This is a genomic window from Knoellia remsis (genome assembly GCF_003002895.1).
Classification (GTDB): domain Bacteria; phylum Actinomycetota; class Actinomycetes; order Actinomycetales; family Dermatophilaceae; genus Knoellia; species Knoellia remsis.
The window spans coordinates 19,306-31,306 of sequence record NZ_PVTI01000007.1 but is presented as its reverse complement, the minus strand read 5'-3'; the positions used below and the strand labels follow the sequence as shown (position 1 = coordinate 31,306).

The window sequence follows — 12,001 nt, the reverse complement described above, 5'->3', positions numbered from 1 at the left end:
CGCCGAGTGCTTCTCGATGACCGCCGGATGTCCGTCGACGACGGCCGGGGACCTCGCGTGAACGCCGGATACGGACTGACGGTCCGCTGGTCGCTCGAGAACGCGCCCGCCGACGCCCCGGACACGCTGCGTGAGTACGTCGTCGGGACCTCGATCGCGAAGTTCATGTTCCTCGACGGGCTCGCCTTCAAGGTGTGGCGGATGCGCGAGGGTGAGTGGTTCGAGGGCACCTATGTCTTCGACACCGAGCAGGAGCGCAAGGTCTTCCGCGAGGAGTTCGAGGCGACCGCGGCGCAGTCGAAGGGCTCGGAGCTCATCGGGACCTCACCCGCCCTCATCGAGGAGTTCGAGGTCGTGGCGATCGCCGAGGGCCCGGCCGGCTTCCGCCGTGGTGCGGGCCCGCGGGTCGACGCCCACGTCTGAGCGCTCTCCGGTCACCTCAACTTTATCGGGCCACCCGATACGGTCCCGCTCGACCCGAGAAGCCTTGTCGGGTGGAGCGGGCGTGTATCGGGTCACCCGATATTGTTGGGACGGCGCCGGGGAGGGGTGGGCAGCGTGGCTCGTCAGCGCTTGACGGCGACGAGCAGGCCGTCGCTCACCGGCAGCAGCGCCGGCAGCAGGGCCTCGTCGTCGCGCAGCGCCTTGCCGAGGTCGCGCAGCGTCGTTGTCGACTCGTCACGCGCCGCGGGGTCGGCGACCTTGTCGTGCCAGAGCATGTTGTCGAGCGCGAGGACGCCGCCCGTGCGCAGCAGCCGGATGCCGTGCTCGACGTATGCCGGGTAGCTCGCCTTGTCGGCGTCGATGACGACCATGTCGTAGGCGCCGTCGGTCATGCGGGGCAGGACGTCGGTGGCGCGGCCGGTGATGACCCGGGTGCGCTGCGTCGGGTGGCCGGCCGCGGCGTACGCCTCACGGGCGGCCTTCTGGTGTTCGGGTGAGACGTCGATGGTCGTGAGCACACCGTCGCTCGGCATGCCGGCGAGCAGCCACAGCCCGGACGTCCCGGCACCCGTGCCGATCTCGATCACGTGCTTGGCCCCGATGGCCGCCGCGAGCATCCGCAGCGTCGCCCCGGCGCCGGTCCCGACCGGCGTCGCCGCGTCGAAGGCGAGCCCGCGACCGCGGGCCTGCTCGATGACCTCGGGCTCGGGGACGAACTCCTCGGCGTAGGACCAGCTCGCGGGCTTGAGGGTGCTCATGAGCGGCAACCCTACTCGCGCGCAGCCCGGCTCCGGGCCACGCGCTCGCGGTCACCCGCGACCGGACCGTTCACAGCCGGCATACAGGAGGCTCCGGAACATTTCCCTGCTCCGACACGTAGACATCAGTGCATGGAGAGCCCCGGCATTGCTGTCGACCCGAGGAAACGGACCCACATGACGACGACCCACACCGGCACCGACGCCGGTGCGCCCACGACCGAGTGGACGCCGCCGTCGTGGGAGCAGATCGTCGAGGAGCACTCGGCGCGGGTCTACCGCCTCGCGTACCGGCTCACCGGCAACGTCCACGACGCCGAGGACCTCACCCAGGACGTCTTCGTGCGCGTGTTCCGGTCGCTGCACACGTACCGCCCCGGCACCTTCGAGGGCTGGCTGCACCGGATCACGACCAACGTCTTCCTCGACAAGATGCGCCGCAAGCAGCGCATCCGCTTCGACGCGCTCTCCGACGAGTCCGCCGCGCGCCTCCCGAGTCGTGAGGCCGGGCCCGAGCAGACGTATGCCGACGCGCACTTCGACGACGACGTGCAGCGCGCGCTCGACTCGCTCGCGCCGGACTTCCGGGCCGCCGTCGTCCTCTGCGACATCGAGGGCCTGTCCTACGAGGAGATCGCCGCGACCCTCGACGTCAAGCTCGGCACCGTCCGCTCGCGCATCCACCGCGGTCGCGCGCAGCTGCGCGAGGCGCTGGCCCACCGGGCTCCCGGCGCCGCTGCCGCCACTGCGACCTCCGGCTCGACCGGTGGCTCGCACCTGCGCCCCGGACTCCTCACCCCCGCGCGGGGTGCCGTGTGATCGCACGGTCCCGCGCCCCGCACTGTCGCGTCGAGGAGATCCCGGACTACGTGTCCGGGCACCTCGCGCCGCAGCGCGCTGCCGCGTGGGACCGGCACCTCATCGCGTGCGTCTGCTGCCAGCACGCCGTCGCCGACGAACGCCGACTCCAGGCCATGCTGGCCTCCGGTGCGCCGTCGATGCCCGGCAGCCTGCACGCCCAGCTCGTCGCGCTCGCCTCGTCGATGACCGGTCCGGCCATGGCCCAGACGGGCGAGCGCGCACCACGTGAACCGGCGCCGCTGCAGATGGTGCCTCCGTCGGCGCCGCCGGTGCACCGGACGTCGCTGCGGACGGCGGCCCTCGCGACCGCCGCCGCGAGTGCCACCGCGGCGGTCGCCTGGACGCTCACCCTCGCCGGTCCGGGCGCCATGACGGCGACGGTGACCACGCGGTCCGGCTCGGGCACCGCCCCGTCCGCGTCCCCCATTCCCGCGTGGGGTGCGCTGCGGGTGCAGCCGGCGTCGTTCTGCTCCGCGGCCACGCCTTCTCCGAGCGCGACCCACCTCACCTCGATTCGTGGTCTCGTGCCCTGCCGGGCAGAATCGCGGCCATGAGCCAGGACCACCCCCAGCGCCCGGGCGAGCCCCGTCGCCCCGACGACGTCGACCGCACCGAGTCGCTCGACCTGGGGCGCACGCAGGAGCTCTCCACCTCGCGAGAGGGTCCCGGCACACCATCCGGTCCCGGGCACACCCCGCCCGGCCCGGCCCCGATGCTGCCGCCGGCCGACCCGTGGGGCGAGCGGACGGCATACGGGCAGCAGCAGCGCGCCACGCCGAGCTTCGCGGACTACACCGCGACCCCGCAGCAGAACCCCTACGCGGCACCGCAGAGCCCGTATGCCGCCAGCGCACCTCCCGCGGCGGGCGCGAGCGAGCGGCCGGTCGCCGAACGGCGTCGTGGGCCCGGCTGGCTCGGGGTGCTCCTCATCGCCGGTCTGGCAGCCCTGCTGGCGGGTCTCGGTGGCGGACTCCTCGGCGGCTGGCTCGGCGCGACCGACCGGCTCGACGGGTTGGACGTGCCCGGGCCGCAGGCGACGGGGCCGACGCCCGAGCCGGGGGCCGGCGCGACCGAACGTCCCGAGGGCAGCGTCGCCAACATCGCGGCGAAGGCCACGCCGAGCGTCGTGACCATCCGCGTCAGCGCGCCGGCTGGCGAGGGCACCGGCTCGGGCTGGGTGCTCGACGACAAGGGGCACATCGTCACGAACAACCACGTCGTCTCCGCGGCCGCCAAGAGCGGCGACATCACCGTCGTGCTCGCCAACGGCAAGCAGTCGAAGGCGACCATCGTGGGCCGTGACGTGTCCTACGACCTGGCCGTCCTCAAGGTCGACCGCACCGACCTGACCCCGCTGCCGATGGGGGAGTCGTCCAAGGTCGTCGTCGGCGACGCCGTCATCGCCGTCGGCGCCCCGCTGGGGCTCGACTCGACCGTCACGACCGGCATCGTCTCGGCGCTCAACCGCCCCGTGACCCCGGGAGAGGCCGACGACCAATCGTTCATCAACGCCATCCAGACCGACGCCGCGATCAACCCCGGCAACTCCGGCGGGCCGCTGCTCGACATGGAGGGCCGGGTCATCGGCGTGAACTCCGCCATCGCGCGCGTGGCCGGCACGAACATCGACGGCCAGAGCGGCAACATCGGCGTCGGCTTCGCCATCCCGAGCGACCAGGTGAAGATCACCGTCGACCAGCTCATCCGCACCGGCAAGGCGGAGCACCCGATCATCGGTGTCCTCCTCGACCGCCAGTTCCAGGGCGAGGGTGTGCGCATCGCCGCCGACAACGGCAACCAGCCCGCGGTGACGCCCGGTGGCCCGGCCGACAAGGCCGGCCTCGAGGCGGGCGACGTCATCACCCAGTTCGAGGGCAAACCGGTCACCGACCCCGACGCCCTCGTCGTCGCCATCCGGTCCAAGCCGGTCGGCGCGACGGTGACCCTGACCGTCGTGCGCGACGGCAAGGAGCGGGATGTCAAGATGGTCCTTCAGGGCCAGAGCGACTGACGCTCGCGCCACCTCGCCCACGCGGCACGGACATCAGAGGACGAGCGGGTGAACCTTTTCGGGATCAACGGCTGGGAGCTCATCCTCCTGGCCCTCATCGCCGTGTTCGTCCTCGGTCCGGACCGCCTGCCCGAGTACGCCCAGAAGCTCGCCCAGCTCATCAAGAAGGCCCGGGTCATGGCCGAGGGTGCCAAGGGCCAGCTCAAGGACCAGCTCGGCCCTGAGTACGAGGACATCAACTGGCGCCAGTACGACCCGCGCCAGTATGACCCGCGGCGCATCGTCCGCCAAGCCCTCATCGAGCCACTCGAGGAGGCCGGTGCCGGGCTGCGCGACGACGGCACCCCTGAATCCCTCGCGGACACACCAGACCTCGACCCGGCCGTCGAGACCGCTCCGGTCAGCGACCCGCGGACGTGGGACCCGTCGCGCCCGACGCCCTACGACGTCGACGCGACCTGACGCCGCTGCGACGGCGCGGTGTCGCGGTGTCGCAGCGTCAGCCCTCGAGGACCCGGCCGACCCGGTCCTTCGAGCGCACGAACGGCTCGGTGCGCCGTCCCGGTCGCAGCGGCCCGTCCCACGGCGTGATCGTCACGTCGACGCCCTCGACAGCGGCGATGCGGGCCCGCAACTGCTCGCGCAGCTCGTCGGCGAGCTCGCGGTGGCCCTCGGAGTCGATGCGGTTGTCGAGCTCGTAGGGGTCGGCGGTGAGGTCGTAGAGCGCGGTCTCGACGTAGGAGTCCGCGCCCGGGACGTCCCCGGCGTCGGGGGCGGTGACGTAGTACTTCCACCGACGGGTCCGCAGGGCGCGGCCCACCTCGGACTCGCTCACTTGGATGAGCACGCCCTCGTCGTCGCCCTCGTCTCGCGGCTGGGCGCTGCCGTCGAGGAACCGCTGGAGCGGCATACCGTCGACGTGCTCCGGCACGGTGATTCCGGCGGATTCGAGCAGGGTCGGAACCACGTCGACGGTGCTCACCGGCGCGGTGACGCGTCGCCCGCCCTCGAAGCCGGGGCCGTGGACGACGAGCGGGACACGGACCGAGCCGTCGTGGGGCGAGCGCTTGTACTCGCTGTTGCGGCCCTTGAAGTGCGAGCCGTGGTCGGAGGTGTAGACGATCGTCGTCGAGTCGAGCAGGTCGAGACTCTTGAGGGCGTCGCGGATCCGGCCGACCCCCTCGTCGACGCGCTTGACCTGGCCGTAGTAGCCGGCGGCGTGCCGGGGCGCGGTCGAGTCGGTCTCCACGAGGTCCGGCGGCAGCCAGGCGCCGTTCCACGTGTCCCGGTAGACGTCGGGGGCGGGGTAGTCGTCGACCTCGTTCTGGTGGTGCGGCTCGAGGAGGGAGAGGAAGAGCAGGAACGGCTTGTCGCCCTCGCTGGCCCGGCTGATGTGCCGGATCGCGGCGTCGACGAGCGCGTCGCTGCGATATCCCGGGAGGAAGACCGCCTCGCCGTCCTCGTCGAAGACCGTCGTGCGGTAGCCGTCGGAGGTGAACTCGAGCAGGTTGGAGGCGAGCCAGTGCTCGTAGCCGGCCTGCTGCTCGCGCGGCACCGGGTCGGTGTCGCAGTCCGCGAGATGCCACTTGCCGAGGTATGCCGTGTCGTAGCCCTCCGCGCCGAAGAGCCGTCCCAGCGTGGGTGCGTCGTCGGCGAGCGGGATGCCGTTGCGGAAGACGCCGTGTTCGTGGGGTACTGGCCGGTCTGCATCGAGGAGCGGGCCGGGGCGCACACCGGGTTGGGGGTGCAGGCCGCCTCGAACATCGTACCGGTGCGGCACATCGCGTCGAGGTTGGGTGTCAGCCCGAGCGGGTTGCCCGCGGCACCGAGGGTGTCCCACCGCTGCTGGTCGGTGAAGAAGACGACGACGTTGGGACGGGTGGGTTCGGTCGGCTGCGCTGAGGAGTCCACGGCGACAAGCCTATTGGGCCGTCCTGTGGGTCAGCCGAATCGTGTCAGCGGGTGAGCCGACGAGTCGGTCGCGTCCGTCCGAGGGTCGGACCGCTTCCTCGCCGCCCCGCTGAGCAGGTCAGCGCGGGGTGGGGGAGAGCCCGAGCGAGCGGCCGGCGAGACCGCGGGCGCGGGTGCCGAGCTCGCGCGCGATGCCGCGCAGCGCGACGGCGGCCGGGGAGTCCGGCTCGCCGAGGACGACGGGCATGCCCTGGTCGGCGCCGACGCGCAGCGTCGTGTCGAGCGGGATCTGCCCGAGCAGCGGGACCGGTGCGCCGATGCTGCGGGTGAGCGAGTCGGCGACGGTCTGGCCGCCGCCGGCGCCGAAGATCTCCTGACGCGAGCCGTCGGGCAGCTCGAGCCACGACATGTTCTCGATGACGCCGGCGACGCGCTGGTGCGTCTGGACGGCGATGGCGCCGGCGCGCTCGGCGACCTCGGCCGCGGCCTGCTGCGGCGTCGTGACGACGAGGATCTCGGCGCCCGGGATGAGCTGCGCGACCGAGATCGCGATGTCGCCGGTGCCGGGCGGGAGGTCGAGGAGCAGGACGTCGAGGTCGCCCCAGAAGACGTCGGCGAGGAACTGCTGGAGCGCGCGGTGCAGCATCGGCCCGCGCCACACGACCGGCTGGTTGCCCGGGACGAACATGCCGATCGAGATGACCTTCACGTCGTGCGCGACCGGCGGCAGGATCATCTCGTCGACCTGGGTCGGCTTGTGCTCGACACCGAGCATGCGTGGGATCGAGAAGCCGTAGATGTCGGCGTCGACGACGCCGACCTTGAGCCCCTGCTTCGCCATCGCGGCGGCGAGGTTCGCGGTGACCGACGACTTGCCGACGCCGCCCTTGCCGGAGGCCACGGCATACACGCGGGTGAGGCTGCCCGCCTTGGCGAAGGGGATCTCCTTCTCGGCCGCGCCGCCGCGCAGGTTCGTGCGCAGCTCGGCGCGCTGCTCGTCGGACATCACGCCGAGGGTGACGTCGACGGCGGAGACACCGGGCACCTTGAGCAGGGCCGCGGTCGTGTCCTTGGTCAGGGTCTCCTTGAGCGGACAGCCGGCGATCGTCAGCAGCACGGTGACGGCGACCCGGCCGGACTCGTCGGCCTCGACCGACTCGACCATGCCGAGCTCGGTGATGGGCTTGCGGATCTCCGGGTCGTTGACGGTGGCGAGGGCCGCGCGCAGGGCCTCGTCGCTCACGGGTGCAGCTGTGGCGGGCATTGGTTCATTTTAGGCGTATGCCGTCCGCCCACCTGCGGGGGTGGGCGGGCTCACGTGCCCATGCCCAAGCGGGTGCGGTCAGGCGTCGCGGCCGTCGGTCGTGTCGTTGCCGTCGGCCTGGTCTGTCGCGGGTGCCTTCGTCACGACGAGGCCGCGCTCCTCCATCTCGTCGAGGAGGTCGCGCAGCTCGCCGCGGACGAAGTCACGCGTCGCCGAGTCACGCATCGCGATCCGCAGCGCCGCCACCTCGCGGGTGAGGAACTCGGTGTCGGCGAGGTTGCGCTCGTCGCGGGTGCGGTCCTGCTCGAGCATGACCCGGTCGCGGTCGGCCTGACGGTTCTGCGCGAGCAGGATGAGCGGGGCGGCATACGACGCCTGCAGGCTCAGCATGAGCGTGAGGAAGATGAAGGGGTACTCGTCGAACTTCCACGACGCCGGCGCGAGCAGGTTCCACAGCACCCACACCGCGACGAAGACGGTCATGCCGATGAGGAAGTACGCGGTGCCCATGAAGCGCGCGAACTTCTCCGACAGGACGCCGAAGGCCTCCTCGGTCAGGGCCTCCGGCTTGGACAGGAACTGACGGCGGGCCTCGCGGGGCTGGTCGAGGCGGGGCCCGCGCTCGCGACGCTCAGCCACGGCGGCTCACCGCCTGCACGGTCTGGTGGCTCCCGGTGATCTCGTGGCGGTCCTCGCGCCAGTCGTCGGGCAGCAGGTGGTCGAGGACGTCGTCGACGGTGACGGCGCCGACGAGCAGGCCGTTGTCGTCGACGACGGGCAGCCCGACGAGGTCGTAGGTCGCGAGGAGCCGGGTCACCTGGCCGACGGTGGCGTCGGTCGTCACCGGCTCGACGTCCTTGTCGAGGATCGTGCCGACCGAGGCGTGCGGGGGCTCTCGCAGGAGGCGTTGGATGTGCACCATCCCGAGGAACCTGCCGGTCGGGGTCTCGAGCGGGGGACGGCACACGAAGACGGTGCACGCGAGGGCGGTGGAGAGCTCCTTGCGACGCACGACGGCGAGGGCCTCGGCGATCGAGGCGTCCGGCCCGAGGATGACCGGCTCGGTCGTCATGAGACCACCGGCGGTGTTCTCGTCGTAGGTGAGCAGGCGGCGCAGGTCGGCGGCCTCGTCGGGCTCCATGAGCTGGAGCAGCTCCTCCTGGCGCTCCGCGGGGAGCTCGGCGAGGAGGTCGGCGGCGTCGTCGGGCTCCATGGCCTCGAGGACGTCGGCGACACGGTCGTTGTCGAGGCCGGCGATGATCTCGACCTGCTCGTCCTCGGGCAGCTCTTCGAGGACGTCGGCGAGCTGGTCGTCGGCGAGCGCCGCGGCGACCTCGGCCCGGCGCTTGTCGGGCAGGTCGTGGATGGCCTCGGCGAGGTCGGCGGGCTTGAGGTCCTCGTAGTGCTCAAGGAGGCGGGCGGCGCTCTGCTGGTCGCTCGTGTCGCGCAGGCCGGTGACGTCCTCGACCGGCACGACGAAGGTCTCGCCCCGCCGCCGACCGAGACGCGACAGGCTGCGCCCGCTCGAGCGCCCCGAGGTCCGCACGAAGACGCGGGTGACCGACCATGCCCGGGCGTGGCTCTGCTCGAGCCCGACGTCCTCGACGGTCGCCTCGACGCTCTCGCCGCTCTCGTCGCGCACGGTGACCTTGCGTTCGATGAGCTCGGCGAGGACGAGGGTCTCGTTCGGGCGCTGCTCGAACCGGCGCATGTTGACCAGGCCGGTCGTGATGACCTGGCCGCCGTCGACGGACGTCACGCGGGTCATCGGCACGAAGACGCGACGCCGGCCCGGCACCTCGACGACGAGCCCGATGACCCGGGGTCGGCTGCGCTGGGCGCTGAAGGTGACGACGACGTCCCGGACGCGGCCCACCGGGTCGCCCAGGGGGTCGAACACGGCGAGCTCGGCCAGTCGGCCGACGAAGACGCGGGTGCTCGTGCTCACGCGGACAGGGTAGTCGGACCCGCGCCCTCTCCATGACCACGCCGTGTGTGCCTCACGCAGACACAGACGTCTGCGTGAGGCACACGAGGCGAGGTGTCAGCCGCGGCCGCGGCCGCGCCAGTGCCAGGGGCGCCAGCGCGTCGTCGTGCCGCGCGCGGGTGAGACGGGACGACGACCCGACTCACCGGCATACGTGCCGGGAGCCTCGTCGGGACGACCGTGCGGTGAGAGGACCCGAATCGTCGCACCCTCCCGCCAGCGGGCGACGACGTCGCCGGTGGCGTTGAGGCGTTCGGCGCGCAGCACCTCGGCGGCGGCGTCCCACTCGGGCGTGCCGCCCTCGAGGACGCGCACGGTGGCGCGCAGCCGGAGTAGCCGGCCGCCGGTGTCCTTGCTGCGGAAGATCGTGGTCACCTCCGCGGGCAGGTCCGGCAGGTGCTGCTCACCCTCGCCGGAGACGACGTATGCCGCGGGGCCGGTGCCGCGGGGGTCCTCGTCGTCGTGCCAGACGAACCACACCGCGTGGGTCTCGGGGGCGCCCGACCCGTCCGGGACCTCGACCCAGAGCACGCCCGACTTGCTCGCCGCCTCGGCGAGGAGGCGGGTGACGTTGACGGCGGTGACCGGGGGAGTCCCGGGGGTCTCGCTCACGGCGTGAACTGTCTCATAACGCCTGCCCGCAGCGCACTGCTAGCGTCCGGCACCATGCGCTCACCCAAGGACTTCTTCGCCCCGCTCGCGGTCGGGGCGCCGGCCCCGGTCCGCGAGGTGCCGGCCCGCCCGAGCCGGATGATCCACTTCTTCGACCCGAGCAACGAGAAGATGGCCGCGAAGGTCCCGGGGATGGTCGGCACCGTCGACGTCCTCCTCGGCAACCTCGAGGACGCCGTGAAGGCCGACCGCAAGGAGGCCGCCCGTGAGGGCCTCGTCCGGATCGCGAAGGACACGGACTTCGGCGAGCACACCCAGCTCTGGACGCGCGTCAACGCCCTCGACAGCCCGTGGGTCCTCGACGACCTCACCACCCTCGTCACCGAGATCGGCGACACGCTCGACGTCGTCATGGTGCCCAAGGTGCAGGGCCCCGAGGACATCCACTACGTCGACCGGCTGCTCGCCCAGCTCGAGGCGCGCGCCGGGCTGACCCGCCCGATCCTCGTCCACGCCATCCTCGAGACGGCGCGCGGCATGGCCAACGTCGAGGCGATCGCTGGGGCGTCCCCGCGGATGCAGGGGATCTCGCTCGGCCCGGCGGACCTCGCCGCCGACCGCCGGATGAAGACGACCCGCGTCGGGGGCGGCCACCCCGGCTACCTGGTCCGGCAGGACCCGCCGACCGGGCTCGGCGAGGGCGTGGACCCGATCACCGCGGACCGCGCGACCTACCAGCAGGACCTCTGGCACTACACGATCGCGCGGATGGTCGACGCCTGTGCGATGCACGGGATCCTCCCGTACTACGGGCCGTTCGGGGACATCAAGGACGTCGTCGCGTGCGAGGACCAGTTCCGCAACGCCTTCCTCCTCGGCTGCGTCGGCACGTGGACGCTGCACCCGGTGCAGGTGGACATCGCCAAGCGCGTCTTCAGTCCGTCCGCCGAGGACGTCGCGCACGCGCGCCGGGTCAAGGAGGCCATGGGTGACGGCACGGGTGCGGTCATGCTCGACGGCAAGATGGAGGACGACGCCTCGCTCAAGCAGTGCCTCGTCATCCTCGAGCTCGCCGACCGGCTCTCGGCCAACGACCCCGAGCTCGCTGCGCTGTATGCCGGTGGGTCGCCGTCCGAGGAGTCCGGCACCGAGGCGTCCGGCACCGAGGCGTCCGGCACGGCCGCCGACAGCAAGCCCGCCGACAGCAAGGGTGAGGAGTCCTGATGGGTGAGCGGACGGCATACGTGCCGCGTCGTTCGGTGCTCTACATGCCGAGCTCGAACGAGCGCGCTCTCGAGAAGGCCAAGACGCTCCCGGTCGACGCGCTCATCCTCGACCTCGAGGATGCGGTCGGTCCCGACCACAAGGAGGCTGCGCGCGAATCCGCTTGTGCCGCAGCGTCATCGGGCGAGTACGGCTCGCGCGAGGTGACCATCCGCGTCAACGGCATCGGGACGCAGTGGCACGAGGCCGACCTCGCGGCCGCGGCCCAGGCCGGGCCCGCCGGGATCGTCGTCCCGAAGGTGAACTCCGCCGACGAGGTGCGCTCGCTCGTGACGGCGATGCGCGACGCCGGTGCTCCCGAGCACACGAGGCTGTGGGCGATGATCGAGACGCCCTCCGCGATCTTCAACGTGCGCGAGATCGCCTCTGCCGCACCGGAGCTCGCCGTCCTCGTCCTGGGGACCAACGACCTCGTCAAGGAGCTGCGCGCCGACCACGTGCCCGGTCGCGGGCCGCTCGTGACCTCGCTCCAGCTGTCCCTGCTCGCCGCTCGCGAGGCGGGGATCGCGATCCTCGACGGGGTCTACAACGACGTCAAGGACGCCGAGGGCTTCGAGGCCGAGTGCGTGCAGGGTCGCGACTTCGGCTTCGACGGCAAGACCCTCATCCACCCCGGGCAGGTCGAGACGTGCAACGCGGTGTTCTCGCCGAGCGAGGAGGCCGTCGCGGACGCTCGCGCCATCGTCGAGGCATGGGAGGCGGGCGCCGGGAAGGGAGTCGTCACCCTGAACGGGCGCATGATCGAGAACCTCCACGTCGAGGTGGCTCAGCGCGTCCTCGCGACCCACGAGGCCGTCACCTCGCGCTGACCGCCCCCAGCGTCTGCGTCGATGGTCAGGAACCTGACCATCAACGCAGACGCTGCGGGC

At 72.0% G+C, this 12,001-nt stretch carries 12 protein-coding genes and 1 pseudogene; 7 read left to right on the top strand and 6 right to left on the bottom strand.

Annotated elements, in window-relative coordinates:
- The first annotated feature begins 57 nt into the window (after window positions 1–57).
- Window positions 58–423, top strand: coding sequence for a hypothetical protein (locus BCF74_RS05795; protein WP_106297094.1), 366 nt, complete (start codon window positions 58–60; stop codon window positions 421–423).
- Window positions 424–566: 143 nt separating this feature from the next.
- On the opposite strand, the gene BCF74_RS05790 is transcribed toward BCF74_RS05795, so the two are convergent.
- Window positions 567–1,202, bottom strand: a complete 636-nt coding sequence (locus BCF74_RS05790; RefSeq protein ID WP_106297014.1) for an O-methyltransferase — start codon at window positions 1,200–1,202, stop codon at window positions 567–569.
- 177 nt (window positions 1,203–1,379) lie between these two features.
- Between BCF74_RS05790 and sigE the strand changes: the two genes are divergently transcribed.
- The 4 genes from sigE to BCF74_RS05770 are packed head-to-tail and all read left to right on the top strand — an operon-like array spanning window position 1,380 to window position 4,536.
- Window positions 1,380–2,021 (top strand): RNA polymerase sigma factor SigE, encoded by a 642-nt coding sequence (gene sigE, locus BCF74_RS05785; RefSeq protein ID WP_177426637.1) that lies wholly within the window; start codon window positions 1,380–1,382, stop codon window positions 2,019–2,021.
- Window positions 2,018–2,617 carry an anti-sigma factor gene (locus tag BCF74_RS05780; protein ID WP_106297012.1) on the top strand — a complete coding sequence of 200 codons (600 nt, stop codon included), beginning with the start codon at window positions 2,018–2,020 and terminating at the stop codon, window positions 2,615–2,617. Before sigE ends, BCF74_RS05780 begins: the two co-directional genes overlap by 4 nt.
- Complete coding sequence (locus tag BCF74_RS05775; protein WP_106297011.1) at window positions 2,614–4,074, top strand: S1C family serine protease; 1,461 nt, start codon at window positions 2,614–2,616, stop codon at window positions 4,072–4,074. The genes BCF74_RS05780 and BCF74_RS05775 overlap by 4 nt, the downstream gene beginning before the upstream one ends.
- Before the next feature lie 48 nt (window positions 4,075–4,122).
- Window positions 4,123–4,536 carry a twin-arginine translocase TatA/TatE family subunit gene (locus BCF74_RS05770; protein ID WP_245889238.1) on the top strand — a complete coding sequence of 138 codons (414 nt, stop codon included), beginning with the start codon at window positions 4,123–4,125 and terminating at the stop codon, window positions 4,534–4,536.
- A gap of 37 nt (window positions 4,537–4,573) precedes the next feature.
- Here the strand turns inward: BCF74_RS05770 and BCF74_RS17685 are convergent.
- From BCF74_RS17685 to BCF74_RS05745, 5 genes and pseudogenes are all read right to left on the bottom strand, one after another.
- A pseudogene (locus BCF74_RS17685) lies at window positions 4,574–5,985 on the bottom strand (sulfatase-like hydrolase/transferase).
- Window positions 5,986–6,103: 118 nt separating this feature from the next.
- Window positions 6,104–7,249, bottom strand: coding sequence for an Mrp/NBP35 family ATP-binding protein (locus BCF74_RS05760; RefSeq protein WP_106297010.1), 1,146 nt, complete (start codon window positions 7,247–7,249; stop codon window positions 6,104–6,106).
- A gap of 78 nt (window positions 7,250–7,327) precedes the next feature.
- Window positions 7,328–7,888: a DUF1003 domain-containing protein gene (locus BCF74_RS05755; RefSeq protein WP_106297009.1), complete on the bottom strand. Its 561-nt coding sequence runs from the start codon at window positions 7,886–7,888 to the stop codon at window positions 7,328–7,330.
- The gene (locus BCF74_RS05750) at window positions 7,881–9,197 is read right to left on the bottom strand and encodes a magnesium transporter MgtE N-terminal domain-containing protein (RefSeq protein WP_106297008.1); all 1,317 of its coding nucleotides are present in this window, start codon (window positions 9,195–9,197) and stop codon (window positions 7,881–7,883) included. The genes BCF74_RS05755 and BCF74_RS05750 overlap by 8 nt, the downstream gene beginning before the upstream one ends.
- A gap of 96 nt (window positions 9,198–9,293) precedes the next feature.
- Complete coding sequence (locus BCF74_RS05745) at window positions 9,294–9,848, bottom strand: hypothetical protein (protein WP_106297007.1); 555 nt, start codon at window positions 9,846–9,848, stop codon at window positions 9,294–9,296.
- A 54-nt stretch (window positions 9,849–9,902) separates the two neighbouring features.
- Here BCF74_RS05745 and BCF74_RS05740 point away from each other — a divergent pair, with 54 nt between their 5' ends.
- Window positions 9,903–11,072 carry an HpcH/HpaI aldolase/citrate lyase family protein gene (locus BCF74_RS05740; protein WP_245889236.1) on the top strand — a complete coding sequence of 390 codons (1,170 nt, stop codon included), beginning with the start codon at window positions 9,903–9,905 and terminating at the stop codon, window positions 11,070–11,072.
- On the top strand, window positions 11,072–11,941 hold the full coding sequence (locus BCF74_RS05735) for an HpcH/HpaI aldolase/citrate lyase family protein (RefSeq protein WP_106297006.1): 870 nt from the start codon (window positions 11,072–11,074) through the stop codon (window positions 11,939–11,941). The genes BCF74_RS05740 and BCF74_RS05735 overlap by 1 nt, the downstream gene beginning before the upstream one ends.
- The last annotated feature ends 60 nt before the right edge of the window (window positions 11,942–12,001 follow it).